This window comes from Paraburkholderia sp. JPY465, from assembly GCF_050436725.1.
In the GTDB taxonomy this organism is placed as follows: Bacteria; Pseudomonadota; Gammaproteobacteria; order Burkholderiales; family Burkholderiaceae; genus Paraburkholderia; species Paraburkholderia youngii.
The window spans coordinates 1,259,035-1,274,112 of the sequence record NZ_JBNDMT010000002.1 but is presented as its reverse complement, the minus strand read 5'-3'; the positions used below and the strand labels follow the sequence as shown (position 1 = coordinate 1,274,112).

Below are 15,078 nucleotides of genomic sequence, written 5' to 3'. Positions count from 1 at the left end.
CAAGGAGCGCATATGGTTTCATCAACCACAGATCTTCTGCGACGGCTTCACGAACAGAGTCAGACAGAGGTGATGGCGCACGCACGCGCGCAATTCCGGGGATCGAGTGAGGAGTTTCTGACTCTGTCGGAGGATTATGAAACCCTCGCGCCGCGACTCCGTGGACGATTTCTCGAAACGCTCGGACTATCCAGCGAAGATTTCGAATCGTCGCAAGGCACGCCTTTATCGTTAGCAGTGTCGGCGGAAACGGGAAGGTTTTTACGCAACATGGTGCTTTCGCACAAACCAGTTCGGATCCTCGAACTGGGCAGTTCCTGCGGGGTGTCCACGCTGTATTTCGCCGAGGCTCTTCGCATGTTAGGCCGTGGCATGGTTGTCGCGACTGAACTCGATGCTGGCAAGTGCGCACAACTTCGGGCCCATGTCGGAATGGCGGGCGTAGACGCTTATGTCGACGTGCGGGAGGGCGATGTATTCGAGACCGTTGCCGGACTGGATGGTACTTTCGACATGGTGTTCATCGACGTATGGGCCGACAGCTATCTGAATCTGTTCAAGCGGATCGAGCGCCTACTGAGGCCGGGGTCGATCGTTCTCGCCGACAATATGTACACAGCCGAGGACGCCGTTCGGCCATACAAGCGCTACCTCGACGACGATTCGCGCTTTTCGACCACGACGTTGAACTTTGAATCGGGGGTCGAATTTACCGTTGTCGTGTCTTAGGCGGACTTCGGTTCATGTGCTTGAACGAAAAGGCATGCAGGCGAAAACGCTCTTTCCCGGCGCGGAAAGGGCTTTGCCGGGTATTCCGCGGACGCCTTACTCAAACACACGCCAGCGGGCTTACGGAATAAGCCTCCCACCGCACACGTTTACTGCACGTATCGCGCAATGCACAAAGCGCTCATGCCATCGCACAGGCAGGGGTATCTGCTTGTCCGATGAATTGGCCGCGGCAATCGTTCGACGTCGGGCACGCGCGATATATCGCTGAAAAGGAGGGCGCCATGTATGCCACTTACAGAATCACCATCCTCGCAGGTGTGTTCGTGCTCGGGATGACATCGCATGCAAGCTGGGCGGAGCAAACCGTTGACGCAACATTGCTATCGGACTCGATCCAGCTCGGGACGCACACCGTCAAGGCGGGTCGCATCACGCTTGAAGTCAAGAATGCTGCGGGCAACAACATGGAACACGAACTCGTCGTGCTCAAGACAGATCTCTCGGACGATGCACTCCCCGTCAGCAAAGGACAGGTGCTGGAGCGCAGGCTGAATAAGATCGGGGAAGTCGAAGACATCGCGCCGGGCAAGAGCAAGCGCGTGTCCTTCAAGCTTGCGCCTGGCCACTACGCGTTAATCTGCAATAAGGCGGGACACTATGCGGCGGGAATGCACACGGCGCTCGTCGTCACGCCGTAGAGCATGCTTACTCACGAGCGAGCCACCGCAAACGTGTTCGCCTTCATTAGGTGACAGCCGCTGCGGACCCGTGGTTCTGTGCATATATGGCTGGGCGCAGAATAAAGAGCCAGCGTTTGATCAAATCGCAAAAAGGACTGCGGCTACGCAAAGTATCATGATGACCAGGCTAGCACGGTTCCTGAACGCATACACGATCGGGTCGTCATGCATCTGTCCTCGGAACGCTACCATCCAGACGCGGCTGATCCAGTACAGCACGAGAACAAAGAAGATCCAAAGCCTGTGGGGATGACGATACAACCCCGTGACGGCGTCAGAACTCATGTAGAGCGCAAGAACGAGCACCGCCACATAGCCCGCTGCGGGTCCAAACGAGCGCACGATGCTCATGTCCGCCGTGAGATAGCCTCGGCCAGACGTGGAGTCCGTGCCCTCCCGCTGCATTTTGTCGAGTTCGGTATAGCGCTTCACCAACGCGAGACTGAGGAATATCATCACCGAGAACATGATTAGCCAGTCTGACGGCACGACATCGACCGCCGCGCCCCCAGCCACGATGCGGGTGGTATAGAGCGCAGCCAGCGTGAAGACATCCACGAGCATCACCCGCTTCAGGTGGAACGAATAAGCGAGCGTCATCGCGACGTAACACGCCAGCACGAGCTGAAACGACGGCGGCAGGAAAACCGCCGCGAGGCTCGCCGACGCCAGCAACAGGACGAACAACATGCCAATGCCGCAAACCAGCGGCAACTCGCCTGAGGCAAACGGACGTTTGCACTTGCGACTATGGCGCCTGTCCGCGTCGAGATCGAGCATGTCATTCAATATATATACCGAAGACGCGCATAAACAGAACGAAAGAAATGCGATGCCGGAAACCTTCAGTGCGTCGAAGTTCGTGAAGCGATGCGACGCAAGAAGCGGCACGAAGATCAGCAGATTTTTCACCCACTGATAGACGCGCATTTCCCGTACGGTCAGTCTGAAGAGAGACCGTTTGTTATCGAAGATGACCGTGGTTTGATTCACCTTCCGCGCGGCCGACTGAATGCTCTTTCCTCCAACGACGATCGCCGTGCGCGCCTGCTTCCACACCGGCAGATCGGCTCGCGCGTTTCCGCAATAGTCGAACCCTTGTACGCCAAACTCGGCCGTCAAAGCCGACGCCTTGTTCGTGCCTGTCAGATTGATCGACTCGTTACACGCCATCACCCCTTTGAAGAATCCGAGGTGACACGCGATCTGTTCGGCAAACCGTCGATTCCCTGCAGTGCAGAGATAGAGGTCGCGGCCGGACGCGCTCTCTTTCTTCAGGAAGTCGATCAGGCGTCGGTTGTATGGCAGGAGTGACACGTCGATTGCGGCCCGCTCGGCTATCTGCGCTTTCAGATAACCCTTTCCATGCAGCATCCATTCCAAACAATAAAGCAGATAGAGCGGATTTCGTTTGACGAGGGCGAGAAACGACTCGATCAGAAGATCGCTGTACGTCAGTGACCCGTCCAGGTCAACACAAAGTGGAATGGCAGCCATGGTGACCTCGATGGACCTGAATCTGCATCAACCTTCCTAAGTTTGAGCAATGCAAAGCCGCGCGACCCATTTCTGCGTCGTCGTCCGCTCGGTCGGGTTCTCAACTTTCATGGCGTTGTAGAGGAGTCGCGGGCCAAATCGTCGGCTCTGCCAGCCACGAAGATCTACTGATTCCAGTGAATTTTTCGATTTGAGAAGCGCAACTCCGCCTGGAACCCGGCATGCTGCAGTGAAGGGCGGGCGAATGCTCCCTGCATGAAGATCGTGATCGTCATGCACTCGACCGTTGTCTGATCGCATCGACCTGTCGATAGCGTTAGCACGACAGATTCGTGCGCGGACAATGAAGCCAATCACAGGCTATCGCCTGCTCGCTGCGCCGCAGCGAAACGTTAGAACCTGCAGCGAGCATAGACCCGCCGGCTCTAAGCGTTGTGACAGGGGCCTGGAATGTGGTGATATTGGCCGATAACGTGGAACACACTCCACGTGCGGGTGCACGCCTCGACTTCGAGCGACCACCATCGATTTTCGTTACTTGTGCGGCGCTCAGACAGCAGGAAAGTGCCTTGGCTGTTCGCGCAATGCGAGCTTGTGCAGCGCCATACAAGTGCCCATAATCGGCATTGTTCGACATCGCTATCGTTTCTCTTCTACTTCGTTCATCCCAACCCCGGCATTTTGTGTTGTCGTGGGCATGCTTCGACGCTCAGAGTGGTGACCTTGGTAGAGGGCGAGCATGCGTCGACGAACGAGGGTCTCCATCAACCAGAGAAGGCCCGTATTTCCACGATGACGAAAGACGCCATTCAGCGTGTGAACTCCACGCGGAGATCGATGAGGATGCAAGCCGCCCTCGAACGTGTGAACTGGACGCAGCTGTGCGACCAGATTCTCATCTTCGTATTCGGCTCGTCACTATACGCAGCTATCCTCTACAACTTCGACATCAATAGCGGCGTGCTGGCAGGAATCTGGGCCTTTGCCATCGTTGTAGCCGTAGTCATATACGGCTATGTTTCCCGTTTCGAATGGCGCACCACGATCGTTACGATACTATTCATCGCGGTGGTGTTGTTTGCGTTCGGATTCCTGCGAGAATTCAGTTTCGACGGCTTGAACTACCACGTCGCGACACCACTATCGATAGACCACACCCTCAACGGCATTGCCGATACCGACGCACTGGGCGGAAGCTTCTGGGCCGAACACTACCCCAAAGCATTTGAGTATTTTGCGTACACGGCCAAGGTTCTGGCTTCGCGATTCAATAGTGGAAAGTCATTTACGCTATTGCTCAGTGTTCCTGCCTGCGTTGCTCTAATGCGTTTGCTCCAGTCGGCGGGAATATCTGCGAGAGCTTCGCTGATTGCCTCGGCTTGCTGCGTTTATAACCCGGTAGTGCTCGGCCAGGTGACGAGTTTCTATGTCGACGCTGCACATTACTTCTGCTGGGTCATCTTTTCTGTCCATTTGCTTTTCGCGCTCAAGCAAAGGCCTTATTCCAGAGTTCAACTAGGTATCGCACTCGTGCTTCTAATCGGCTCCAAGCTGACAGGGCCCGCCTTCGCCGCCATCTCGATTGCTGTTCTCTTCACTGCGGCGTTTATTGGCGGCGAAAAGAGACGCTTTCTGACTCAGAACCGCGGAGTTATCGGACAGCTGGCCATCTGGTCTCTTGTCGCTGTTGCAGTGATCGGCTATTCGCCGTACGTGGAGAACATAGTCGCTGGAAAACACATTTTCTACCCCGTGCTGGGCAGCGACAAGGTCGATATCATCGGTGGAAAAGTGTCAGCAGACTTTCTTGCGATGGATCCTTTGCAGAGGATTTTCCTGTCGTATTTCTCGCTGCCGCTGGATTGCAGGCCGTGTGAGAACGCGGAGCCTACCTTTGTCCCGTCATACACCCACTTACGCGACGCGTTTATCGCACTGCATACGACTGCTTCACGTTTCGGAGCATTTGGGCCCTTCTTCGGAGTTATGTTTATTGCATGCATCGCTTCTTTGTTCTGGAGGAAGAGAGGCGGCGGTGAAATTGTGAAGATATTTCTTCTCGCAACGTTGGCGAGCGTCCTGCTACATCCGCAAGCGTGGTGGGCCCGCTACGTCCCGATGTTTTATTTGGTCCCATTTCTGGTCATTGCGGGATTTTCATCCGCTCGAAAGCCATTTCATATAGTAGTCGCCTTCGGCATAGCGAACTCGCTCCTCGCTGCGGCAAGCGTTACGGGCTACCTCCTGCTGAAGGAGTCGCACTACAAAAACCAGGTGGCTGCGGTGCGCACGATGTGCGGTGAAGAACCAGTATTGCTGGCATCTTCGGAGATGAATTGGGAAGCGGATTTGCGTGACGACCGTCTAGTTGTTATCGCGGCGGGAAGGCATCCGGCCGATTCGGGTTGTCCCGTTAACTTCGACGAGATGATGGTAATGAAGAAGTAGGCTATTTGAGCCCCAAACGCTGCCTTACTAACTTATGCAACTCAGGAAGAGCTTTCCGGCGCACGAAGGATTCCGGGTCCTCGATGTCGATTTCGTGAAGAGTCTGATCGGGCCCGGCTACGGGGACTGAAATCGGCACCCCGGACCTTGCGTTGTGCGGCGGTATCCAGGTTCCTACTAATCTGCCTTTTTGGCTGATGACCGAGATTTTCGACATTTCAGCTCCAGTCCTGGATATTCAGATTGTGCGGAACCGGACGCGGACCGGGATTTGTGATCGTAATCGTATAATTCAGACCGCTATTAGTCGCGATCACGCCCTGATTGACGGTCACAAGCACGTCGCTGCCAATCACATCGTCGATGATATTTGGCGCTTGCACAACGACACCTCCGTCGAGGCCGCCGCCGATTGCCGTGGTCCAGGTGATCGTTTGCTCTGGCTCCAAAGTAAAAAGCCCGCCTACTGAACGATATTGAGCCATGGTGTTAGGGCCTCCAATGCTCGTTTTGCGGATATGCAAAGATCATAGTTCATTCCAGCGACAATAGATGTCGAACGCTCGCGCCTGGCCGGGCTGAGTCCGATGCCGTCCGATTCAGCCTGCCCGCGGGGCTTCTTTGTCAATCGGATTTAGGGCTCTACAATCCAATCGCATTTCAACAAAGCAAGAGAAATTCACTCCTACCGCATTCTTCAAGCGAACAAACGCGTATGAAGCTCTATTTCAGCCGCAACTACAATCCACGTCTGGCCGTTGCCGTGGCGCGCTATTTGAACTCGCCGGTCGAGTATGAATTCGCTTCTCCGTTCTCGCCCGGCGAGCGCGAAAAGTTCATCAAGCTCAATCCAAACCTGAGCGTTCCCATTCTTGTCGAAGGGGAGGCGACGCTGTGGGAAGCGGACGCGATTGCCTGCCGGCTTTCGCGCTTCGCCGGGTCAGACTTCTGGCCGACCGGCGACACCATGCCGGACGTGATCCGCTGGATCAGTTGGGGCTACTGGAATTTCGTGCGTGCCTGCGATCAGGTTCATTTCGAACGGGTGACGAAGCAGCGTTACGGCCTCGGTCCGGTTCGGCGCGACGTGGTGGAGGCGGGGCTGAGCGAATTCGCGTCGTCGGCTGCGATTCTGGAGCGGCATCTGGCGGCCCGGGATTGGCTCGTCGGCGATGAAGTCACCTATGCCGATTTCCGCCTCGCATGCGTACTCCCGTTCGCCGATCTCGCCGGCCTGCCGCTTGCCGATTTTTCACGCGTGGAAGCGTGGCACGCGCGGCTCATGGAGATTCCCGCCTGGAAGGATCCATTCGCCGGGCTCGACGCGCCTGAACTGCCCCCGGTCGAGTCGTCTTGACAGGACGCTGTCGTCCGCGGCATCGAACGCAATGTTCGTATTGTCATCAGCTGGGGCTGTTGCCTTTTAGTCTCGCGTGTCGGTGGATTGCGTTTGGCTCTTCGCGGGTAGTGTCTATCTGGATCGAAAGGAAGTCCGTGGAAGCGCTTTGGGCGACACAGCGACACGCAGACCAGCACATTAACGTTTCTTAGTTGAGTTTAGCTAAATTAGCTTTTCTCATTCCGCCGTTGCCCGCACACTTGCGACATCCGACTTTTCATGTCCCCGATCCGACGCCGCAATTGATCTGATCCAGTGGACGATCCCGTCGACCCGTCTTTGCACCTATGCAAGGTGAGGAGGCCGTCATGGCTATCTATACCGGGAAGTTTGCCAGGTTCTATAGCGCAATTCATCATCGCCGTGAACCGGTCATCTACGCATCCACGATAGATGCCAGCAATAGACTGGCACTCTTTGCAGCGCTTGCTGAAAATCCGTCGTCGGCAGAAGAGCTTGCAGACATAACCAAAACAGAAGTCTGTTGCGTGCGCGGGTGGTTGGCCGACTTCGCCGCTTCTGACTATCTCCAGTACGATGCCGCTAGCGAGCGGTACTGGATGACCGAACAGCAGGCATATGCGCTCGCCGACAAACCCGGCAATGCCTACATCAAAGACGCGTTTGCAGCGTGGCGCAAATCGCAGCTATTCGGGAGATGACGCAAAGCGATCGTCAACGAACTGATTAGGCCCGTCTCAGCTAGAGATAGCTCGTACCTGTCGCGATGCCGCCTGCATCCGTTGTAACTTCTGTTTTTCCAACCATTGCAGCGATTCCTGCACGACCTCGGGCGGAACTTCATTAAAGGACGCGTTGCGAATCAGCGCTTCGCTTGCGGCAATGTCGTTGAACTGCCCCAGCTGGTTCTGCACGGACGTCAGTTCCTTGATGGTGCGACCGTGTCCGCCTTTGATAACCGGTTGAAAAAACTCCAGCAGGTACCTCAGTTTTTTGCCTGCTTTTCTGACATCGTGGAGATCCTCCTCGTGGGTTTCCACGCTAAGTGCAGCGCGTTTGCTGCGCTTTTGAAGTGCGCGCTGCGCTAAACGGACCCGCTTTTCGGCGAACGCCCGAATGGGTAGACCGTCGCAGCGCGACAGCAGTGTGGTTTGCGCGCGAAGCAGGGCATCGTTCAGGAACGCTTCGACATCGTCGCTTTTGATCATTGTTTGACTATGCACTACCGCCTGCGCTCGCCTCTCGCGCGCCGCGGCCACCAGCGGTTCGATCGAGGCGCCGGACTGCTGGGCGGCTTTCAACAGATCGCCTGCTATGTCCCAGTCACGCGTTCCGCCTGCGACGGCCGCAAGACGCTTGAATTCTTCTGTGGCTCGAGCGGTCGATTCGTCTCCGAGGTACGGGGAGTACGCCCAGTACAAAGCCCGAAGCTTTCTGAAAGCAACGCGAAGCTGATGAAACCCTTCTGCGTCGCTCTGCGTGGATAGCTCTTTTGCCCTTTGCACGGCTTCAGCCACCACCGGCGTCGCGAGCGAGGAGAAGGTACTGGCGATGGAACTGGTTTTAGACAGTGATGAACCGGCCGTCCGGCGGTTGACCTTGAAGAGCGCATTCGGCCGTGGCAAGGACCAGTCACCATCCATATCCATTGCAGCCTCGAGTCGGAAAAAAATATACTGCCGAGACCTTACCACAGGGAGCTTCGACCGCCGCGATTGTGACGCGCTGATGACAGGCTTTGACGTGCCGCGCGTTCACAGTCCTCGCTTCGAAAACATCACCGCATTCTGCGGTTCTGTATTAGCATGCTCAACTATGTCTGATAACGCCCGATACGCCGCCGCGTCGTGAGCGTCTTGAGAGCATCCAGGGCATAAGTGGGAGTTCGGTTTGAAGAAGCGCGCCACCGTGATCTGTCGCAGAGGTAAGCGAATCCTTCTGGTCGCACGTAGTGCATCAAAGTGGGCTTTGCCGGGCGGGATTCTTAAGCGCGGCGAGCACCGCACCGACGCCGCACTTCGGGAACTCAAGGAAGAAACACAACTCTCCGGGAAGTCGGCGAAGCACCTATTCGACTTCCGCGGCAAGCAGAAGCACCATCACGTGTTTTTCTGCGAAATTCCAAATCGCGCCAAAGCTCGCCCGAGTAACGAAATATCCAGGTGTCGCTGGTTTCACCTGGATGATATTCCTCGCCTCGTGACTAGCGGGCCGACAACCGATATCGTGAAGCTGATGAATCAGCGGCGCAGGAAGTAGCCCTGCCGGCAGTCAGGCGAGCGAGACCGGCGCACCAGCCTCGCTCCAATTTCAAAGTCCCGCCAACTACGCCGCCAACTTCAGCGCCTGCGCAAAATCGGCAATCAGGTCGTCGATATCCTCGATGCCTGCCGAGAGCCGTAGCATGCCGTCGGAAATGCCCATCGCCTTGCGCGTTTCCGGCCCGGCTTCGAAAAAGATCGTCGGCGCAACGGGAATGATCAGCGTGCGCGTGTCGCCGAGACCGGTCGCCTTGACCGGCAGCTTGAGCGCGTTGACGACTTCGATCATGCGATCCGCGTTGAGCAACTCGAACGACAACAGCCACGACGCGCCTTTGAACAGCGTCTGAGCGATCTCGTATTGCGGATGGCTCTTCAGGCCAGGATAGAACACTTTGCCGATCGCTTCGTGCCCCTCGAGAAACTGCGCGAGCGCGAGCGCATTGTCGCTGCTCTGTTTCACGCGCAAGGCGAGCGTTTCCGCGCCCATCGCGATCGAGTGCGCCTGCTCGGACGACAATGACGCCCCCATGTCCCGCAGGCCCTTCTTGCGGATCTGCAGAAGCCCCTGATCCTTCGCCGCCGAGCGCCGATAGTCGTCGGCGATATTCGGATACGCACTCCAATCGAACAGGCCCGTATCCGTCACCGCGCCACCGAGCGCGGCGCCATGACCCGCGATGGTCTTTGTCAGCGAGTTGATGACGAGGCTCGCGCCGACCGCCTTTGGCTTGAACAATGCGGGCGAGGTAATCGTGTTGTCGACCACGTATGCGATGCCGCGCTCGCGGCACGCGTCACCGATGCCTTGCAGATCCGGAATCTGGGTGCCCGGATTCGCGATGGTCTCGACGAACACCATGCGCGTATTCGGCCGGATTGCGTTCTTCACGTCGTCGAGGTTGCACGCGTCGACGGTCGTGACTTCGACGCCGAGCGCCCGCAATGTGCCGAACAAACTGTTGGTGTTGCCGAACACGTAGCGGCTCGACACCAGATGATCGCCCGCGCGCAGCAGCGTGAGGAACGTCGCGGTGATGCCGGCCATGCCGGTGCTGAAGCACACCGTGCCGACGCCTTCTTCGAGGCTGGTGATTTTGCGCTCGAGCGCGGCGGTGGTGGGGGTGCCCTGCCGTGCGTAATTGAAGCCGCCTTTCTTCGTGCCCTGGAACACGCCGATCAGGTCCTCGACGCGCTCGAAACCATATTGCACGGACGTATGAACTGGCTGGCGCAAGGCGCCGTGCTCAGTGCCCGCGATTCTGTCGCCGTGAACGATGCCAGTGGTGAAACCTTGCTTGTCCATTCCTTCTCCGCCTTTTTCAGATCGATTGCTTCCGACCGATTATCGCCTGTAACCGTGCGCCGGCGAAGTCTTTAGCGTCCCGCCGGGCGGCGCCGGGCGCTCCGAATGGGCAAAACGCGCTCGGCGATGTTGCGCTGCGGGGTTGACTAGCCCCGGTGGCACGCACAGGCTTTAAGTCTCCATGGATCAGCACTGGAGGGAACGTGGCCATGCCGGATCATCCAGGCAGCAAGCCGAATACGGCGCGCATCATTGCCGCACAGGCGAGTCCGTGCGACGAGCTCGTCATCCGCACACAGCCCCTCACGATTGACCGGCCGTGCCGGCGCAAGCGGCTCGCGCTCGCCGCGACCATCGCTGGTTCGAGCATGGCGTTCATCGATGGCTCCGTCGTCAACGTCGCGTTGCCGTCCATTCAAAGCGAACTCGGCGCGAGCGTCGCGGCGATGCAGTGGGTCGTCAACGCGTATCTGCTGTTTCTCGGCTCCCTCGTGCTGGTCGGCGGATCGATGGGCGACAAACTCGGCCGGCGCACGGTGTTCATTGCGGGCGTCGGGCTTTTCACGCTGGCGTCGGCCGCTTGCGGGTTTGCACCGAATGCGTCTGCGCTGGTCGCCGCGCGCGCGGTTCAGGGCATCGGCGCGTCACTGCTCGTGCCCAGCAGTCTCGCGATTATCGGCGCGGTGTTCGACGACGCCGCGCGCGGACGGGCGATCGGCACCTGGGCCGGCGTCGGCGCGAGCACGTCGGCCGTGGGGCCGGTGGCGGGCGGCTGGCTCGTCGACGCGTGGTCGTGGCGCGCGATCTTCTTCCTGAACGTCCCGCTTGCGGCGCTGACCATCGCGCTCGCGATATTGGCGGTGCCCAACAGCCACCGGGCCGATGCGCCTCGACAGCTCGACTGGCCCGGCGCACTGAGCGCGGCCACGGGACTCGCCGCGCTGACCTTCGGCCTGACCGAGGCGTCGGCGCGTGGCTTCGCGCATCCGCTCGTATTCGGTGCGATTGGCGCCGGCGTGCTGATACTCGCCGCATTCGTGATCATCGAAGCGCGCAGCCCCAACCCGATGGTTCCGCTCGACCTGTTTCGCTCGCGCGACTTCACCGGTGCCAACCTCGTCACCCTGCTGCTTTACTTCGGCCTTGGCGGTGCGTTCTTCTTCCTGCCGTTCACGCTGATCCGCGCGCATGGCTTCACCGCGACCCAAGCGGGCGCGGCGCTGTTGCCGGTGCCTTTCATCATCGGATTGCTATCGCGCTTCACCGGCGGTCTGACGAGCCGCTTCGGTGCGCGTGCGCTGCTGACCGTTGGCCCGGCCGTAGCCGGAATGGGCTTCACGCTGCTGGCGCTGCCGTTCGTGCGCGGCAGCTACTTGACTGGATTTTTCCCCGCGCTCGTCGTGCTCGGGCTCGGCATGACGATCACCGTCGCGCCGCTCACCACGACCGTGATGGGCGCGGTGCCGAGCGACCGCACAGGCGTGGCGTCCGGCATCAACAACGCGGTTGCGCGCGTGGCGGGCTTGCTGGCGATTGCGGTGCTCGGCATCGTCTTCGTGTGGTCGCATCACGCGGCGCTATCGGCGCGCCTCGACGAACTGCACGTACCGCAAGATGCGCGCCAGAGCGGTCAACTGCTGGCGCCGGTCGACCAAGCGGGAGCGCCAGCGGGCGCCTCGCCTGCGCCGCGCGACGCAGCCGTGGCGCGTGCGCAAGCCGATTCGATGACCGACGCGCTGCGCGCCGTCGCGCTCGTCTGCGCCGCGTGTGCGTTCGCCGGAGCGGGGCTGGCGATGGCCACCCTCCAGCCGATGAATCGGGCGGCGGTAGCACGCCCGCAGTGAAAGTCGAAACTCAGTGGTGAACGGGCCGTGCCGGCGACCCCGTCGGCCGGATCACCGCGGCCGCTCGCGCCTCGATTCTTTCCGCTGACGAAGTAGGCTGATGCGGAATGGTTGCGCTGTCGTACCCGTTCATTTGTTCATCGATGACGAAGTCCGCGACTCTCATCGCGTCCATCTCGTTGCCATCCACGTCGTTCCACTCGCGAATCGCGCGATTGACCTTGGTTAGCGCGGTGACGGCGAGCAGGATCGCGTCGGTCTCGGTGATCTTGCCTTCGAGATCATCGACGAGGTAATCCGCAACCCGTAGCGCCGCGCCGATCAGATTGCTGTCGTCGCTCAAGTCCGTCAATACCGCATGAACCACTGCGAGGCAAGCATCTTTGCGTGCAAGTGCGATGTCTGTCATGAGGTTCTCCAGAGTCGAGGTGCCAGCACAATTTACTCCGAGTGCTCGCGGCATGTCGAATGCGCCCGCGGCGAAGCCGCCACCGCGTTGCCTTTACCAGCGCTGGTGGACGTGGGGCGCGATATGGTGCTGATAGATTTCCCGGACCCGCTGCATGAGCTCGTCGGACAGCGGCGCGAGGTTCGCGGCCGAGACGTTCGACGCCGCCTGTGCCGCGTTTTTACTGCCAGGGATGATGACGGAGACGGCATCCTCCATCAGGATCCAGCGCAGGGCCAGCTGCGCCATGGAGGCGTCCACGGGTACGAGGCCGCGCAGTTCGTCGACCGCCTTCAACGCGACGTCGTAGGGCACGCCGGAGAACGTTTCGCCGACATCGAACGCCTCGCCATGCCGATTGAATGCCCGATGATCGTCCGACGCGAAAACCGATTCCGCAGACAGCTTGCCCGTGAGCATGCCGCTCGCCAGAGGCACTCGCGCGATCACCGCAACGTCTTTCTTTTGCGCCTGCCTGAAGAACAGATCGGCGGGACGCTGACGGAACATGTTGTAGATGATCTGCACCGAAACCACATTCGGATATTCGATCGCCTTCAGCGCTTCTTCGACCTTTTCGACCGACACGCCGTAATAGCGGATCTTGCCGGCGGCGACGAAGTCGTCCATCGCGTCGAACACTTCGGGACGGTAGTAGACCTCGGTCGGCGGGCAATGCAGTTGCACCAGGTCGAGCGTGTCGACGCCGAGGTTCGCGCGGCTCCGGTCGATGAACGCTTCGAGTTCGCGCTTGTTCAGATAGCCGCTGGTCACATGCGGGTCGAGTCGGCGCCCGAGCTTCGTGGCGACGATGGGACGTTCGCCGCCTCGTTGCCGCAGCACGTCCCGGATGATCCGTTCCGAGCGACCGTCGCCGTAGACATCGGCGGTGTCGATGAACGTGACACCGTTATCGAGCGCGGCGTTCAGCGCGGCCTTGGCGTCATCTTCCGCAACGCTGCCCCACGAGCCGCCGATCGCCCATGCCCCAAAACCGATTTCAGACACATTCCAGCCGGTACGACCAAATTTTCTCGTCGAAAGCGTCATTTGGATGCTCATCCTCTGTATTTGCGAAGTTACGTCGCAGGTGCTTCATTACCCTTGCGGGAGTGCCGGCGACCTTGGTACGTAGTGTAGCAAGCGGACGGGGGGCGTATGATTGCCACGGCATCGAAACGGCCGCTCTGACAACAGGACGTGGAACCGGAATAAAGGTGGCGCAATGACAACCAACGCAGGTTCTGACCACATCGCGAACGAGGCCATCACGCCATCGGGAACCGCGCTCATCGTGATGCACTACCAGACCGACATTCTCGGACTGTTTCCATCGGTCGCGCCGGCGTTGCTCGCCAATACGCGCAGGTTATGCGACGCGGCCCGCGCCAAAGGCGTCAGCGTCTATTTCGCCAATCTCCGGTTCAGTCCGGGCTATCCGGAAGTCAGCCCGTTGAACAGGAATGGGCAGGGAATCAAAAGACTTGGCCTGTTCCTCGAAGACCGGACCGCGCCGGAGTTGGGCCAGCAGGCCAACGAACCGCTCGTCATCGCGCATCGTGCGAGCGTGTTCTTCGGCACTGATCTGGAGGCGAGACTTTCCGCGCAAGGTATCGATTCGCTGATCATGGTCGGCATCGCGTCGACCGGAGTCGTGCTTTCCTCGGTCGCGTACGCGAGCGACGCCGACTTCCGCCTGTACACGGTCAAGGATTGCTGCTACGACCCGGACCAGGTGGTCCATGAACATCTGTTTGCAACCGCATTCGATTCACGCACCACGGTGCTGTCACTGGCGGACGCTTTACTGCTGCTCGCGTAGACCGATACCGACGACTCGGCCCGTCGCCTCGGCATGTGATTTGCTGATCGAAACCGCAAGACCAACCACCAGGCGACAAACCGTGGCGCCGAAAGCATCGGACATCAGCTCGTTTCAGATTTTCGAGGGCGTCGTCATCCGCCTCTACGACGGCGGGGTGCTATCGCCGGCCGTGCTCGAACGTGTCGTCGGCGCTTTCGCACAAGCGAATGTCGACTGGCGTGGCACCGTGCAGGGCCGTTCCGTAGATGGCCGTTCACTGCACGAAATCGTCGCGCTGACGATGCTGCCCGGACAGCCGCTTCGATCGGCATCGGCATCCTTCATGTCCGTGATCGAACACATCGCGGGCGTCGCCTCGCAAGCCGAACCGAAGCCCGCGAGACGCGGTAGAAAAGCCGTACCGCCGGCGGATGAAACGGAAGCGGAAACGCAGGCGGAAACGCGGACGGAAACGGCAGCGGAATCGCAAGAACTGCTTGCGCAATTGTCCGGCAACGAACCATCCGGCAAGCGCCGCCGCGCGAACCAACAACCGGATCGGCCCGCGAGCCCGCACGGCTACAACCCGTTCGTCAACGCCCGGCCGCCGCGCACGAAGAAGCCGTGAACCCGGGCGC

Annotated in this window: 15 protein-coding genes; 9 read left to right on the top strand and 6 right to left on the bottom strand. The window is 59.3% G+C overall.

Annotation, left to right across the window (positions count from 1 at the left end; translation table 11 throughout):
* Positions 1-12 precede the first annotated feature (12 nt).
* Entirely contained in the window at positions 13-729 is a 717-nt protein-coding gene (locus QFZ94_RS07950; protein ID WP_429456113.1) for an O-methyltransferase, read from the top strand.
* 284 nt (positions 730-1,013) lie between these two features.
* Positions 1,014-1,430 (top strand): plastocyanin/azurin family copper-binding protein, encoded by a 417-nt coding sequence (locus QFZ94_RS07945; RefSeq protein ID WP_368583138.1) that lies wholly within the window; start codon positions 1,014-1,016, stop codon positions 1,428-1,430.
* Positions 1,431-1,550: 120 nt separating this feature from the next.
* On the opposite strand, the gene QFZ94_RS07940 is transcribed toward QFZ94_RS07945, so the two are convergent.
* Entirely contained in the window at positions 1,551-2,969 is a 1,419-nt protein-coding gene (locus QFZ94_RS07940; protein ID WP_429456112.1) for a UbiA family prenyltransferase, read from the bottom strand.
* 792 nt (positions 2,970-3,761) lie between these two features.
* Here QFZ94_RS07940 and QFZ94_RS07935 point away from each other — a divergent pair.
* Complete coding sequence (locus QFZ94_RS07935) at positions 3,762-5,417, top strand: hypothetical protein (protein ID WP_429456111.1); 1,656 nt, start codon at positions 3,762-3,764, stop codon at positions 5,415-5,417.
* 218 nt (positions 5,418-5,635) lie between these two features.
* Here the strand turns inward: QFZ94_RS07935 and QFZ94_RS07930 are convergent, their stop codons facing one another.
* Positions 5,636-5,902: a hypothetical protein gene (locus QFZ94_RS07930; protein ID WP_429456110.1), complete on the bottom strand. Its 267-nt coding sequence runs from the start codon at positions 5,900-5,902 to the stop codon at positions 5,636-5,638.
* 230 nt (positions 5,903-6,132) lie between these two features.
* Between QFZ94_RS07930 and QFZ94_RS07925 the strand changes: the two genes are divergently transcribed.
* The gene (locus tag QFZ94_RS07925; RefSeq protein WP_429456109.1) at positions 6,133-6,774 is read left to right on the top strand and encodes a glutathione S-transferase family protein; all 642 of its coding nucleotides are present in this window, start codon (positions 6,133-6,135) and stop codon (positions 6,772-6,774) included.
* A 350-nt stretch (positions 6,775-7,124) separates the two neighbouring features.
* Positions 7,125-7,478, top strand: coding sequence for a hypothetical protein (locus QFZ94_RS07920; protein WP_429456108.1), 354 nt, complete (start codon positions 7,125-7,127; stop codon positions 7,476-7,478).
* Positions 7,479-7,514: 36 nt separating this feature from the next.
* Here the strand turns inward: QFZ94_RS07920 and QFZ94_RS07915 are convergent, their stop codons facing one another.
* Positions 7,515-8,426, bottom strand: a complete 912-nt coding sequence (locus QFZ94_RS07915) for a CHAD domain-containing protein (protein ID WP_429456107.1) — start codon at positions 8,424-8,426, stop codon at positions 7,515-7,517.
* Positions 8,427-8,667: 241 nt separating this feature from the next.
* Here QFZ94_RS07915 and QFZ94_RS07910 point away from each other — a divergent pair, with 241 nt between their 5' ends.
* Complete coding sequence (locus QFZ94_RS07910) at positions 8,668-9,036, top strand: NUDIX hydrolase (protein WP_368583131.1); 369 nt, start codon at positions 8,668-8,670, stop codon at positions 9,034-9,036.
* Between the two features lie 66 nt (positions 9,037-9,102).
* On the opposite strand, the gene QFZ94_RS07905 is transcribed toward QFZ94_RS07910, so the two are convergent.
* Entirely contained in the window at positions 9,103-10,344 is a 1,242-nt protein-coding gene (locus tag QFZ94_RS07905; protein WP_429456106.1) for a cystathionine gamma-synthase family protein, read from the bottom strand.
* 203 nt (positions 10,345-10,547) lie between these two features.
* Here QFZ94_RS07905 and QFZ94_RS07900 point away from each other — a divergent pair, with 203 nt between their 5' ends.
* On the top strand, positions 10,548-12,188 hold the full coding sequence (locus QFZ94_RS07900) for a DHA2 family efflux MFS transporter permease subunit (protein ID WP_429456105.1): 1,641 nt from the start codon (positions 10,548-10,550) through the stop codon (positions 12,186-12,188).
* A 10-nt stretch (positions 12,189-12,198) separates the two neighbouring features.
* Here the strand turns inward: QFZ94_RS07900 and QFZ94_RS07895 are convergent, their stop codons facing one another.
* Together QFZ94_RS07895 and QFZ94_RS07890 are read right to left on the bottom strand one after the other, a co-directional pair.
* The gene (locus tag QFZ94_RS07895) at positions 12,199-12,597 is read right to left on the bottom strand and encodes a hypothetical protein (RefSeq protein WP_429456104.1); all 399 of its coding nucleotides are present in this window, start codon (positions 12,595-12,597) and stop codon (positions 12,199-12,201) included.
* Positions 12,598-12,690: 93 nt separating this feature from the next.
* Entirely contained in the window at positions 12,691-13,686 is a 996-nt protein-coding gene (locus QFZ94_RS07890; RefSeq protein ID WP_368583127.1) for an aldo/keto reductase, read from the bottom strand.
* Between the two features lie 175 nt (positions 13,687-13,861).
* Here QFZ94_RS07890 and QFZ94_RS07885 point away from each other — a divergent pair, with 175 nt between their 5' ends.
* Together QFZ94_RS07885 and QFZ94_RS07880 are read left to right on the top strand one after the other, a co-directional pair.
* Positions 13,862-14,458, top strand: a complete 597-nt coding sequence (locus QFZ94_RS07885) for an isochorismatase family cysteine hydrolase (RefSeq protein WP_368583126.1) — start codon at positions 13,862-13,864, stop codon at positions 14,456-14,458.
* 82 nt (positions 14,459-14,540) lie between these two features.
* Positions 14,541-15,068 (top strand): hypothetical protein, encoded by a 528-nt coding sequence (locus tag QFZ94_RS07880; RefSeq protein ID WP_429456103.1) that lies wholly within the window; start codon positions 14,541-14,543, stop codon positions 15,066-15,068.
* The last annotated feature ends 10 nt before the right edge of the window (positions 15,069-15,078 follow it).

Coding starts and splice junctions, on each gene's coding strand:
- QFZ94_RS07950 (WP_429456113.1), top strand. CDS start 13: ATGGTTTCATCAACCACAGATCTTCTGCGACGGCTTCACGAACAGAGT.
- QFZ94_RS07945 (WP_368583138.1), top strand. CDS start 1,014: ATGTATGCCACTTACAGAATCACCATCCTCGCAGGTGTGTTCGTGCTC.
- QFZ94_RS07940 (WP_429456112.1), bottom strand. CDS start 2,969: ATGGCTGCCATTCCACTTTGTGTTGACCTGGACGGGTCACTGACGTAC.
- QFZ94_RS07935 (WP_429456111.1), top strand. CDS start 3,762: ATGACGAAAGACGCCATTCAGCGTGTGAACTCCACGCGGAGATCGATG.
- QFZ94_RS07930 (WP_429456110.1), bottom strand. CDS start 5,902: ATGGCTCAATATCGTTCAGTAGGCGGGCTTTTTACTTTGGAGCCAGAG.
- QFZ94_RS07925 (WP_429456109.1), top strand. CDS start 6,133: ATGAAGCTCTATTTCAGCCGCAACTACAATCCACGTCTGGCCGTTGCC.
- QFZ94_RS07920 (WP_429456108.1), top strand. CDS start 7,125: ATGGCTATCTATACCGGGAAGTTTGCCAGGTTCTATAGCGCAATTCAT.
- QFZ94_RS07915 (WP_429456107.1), bottom strand. CDS start 8,426: ATGGATATGGATGGTGACTGGTCCTTGCCACGGCCGAATGCGCTCTTC.
- QFZ94_RS07905 (WP_429456106.1), bottom strand. CDS start 10,344: ATGGACAAGCAAGGTTTCACCACTGGCATCGTTCACGGCGACAGAATC.
- QFZ94_RS07895 (WP_429456104.1), bottom strand. CDS start 12,597: ATGACAGACATCGCACTTGCACGCAAAGATGCTTGCCTCGCAGTGGTT.
- QFZ94_RS07890 (WP_368583127.1), bottom strand. CDS start 13,686: ATGACGCTTTCGACGAGAAAATTTGGTCGTACCGGCTGGAATGTGTCT.
- QFZ94_RS07885 (WP_368583126.1), top strand. CDS start 13,862: ATGACAACCAACGCAGGTTCTGACCACATCGCGAACGAGGCCATCACG.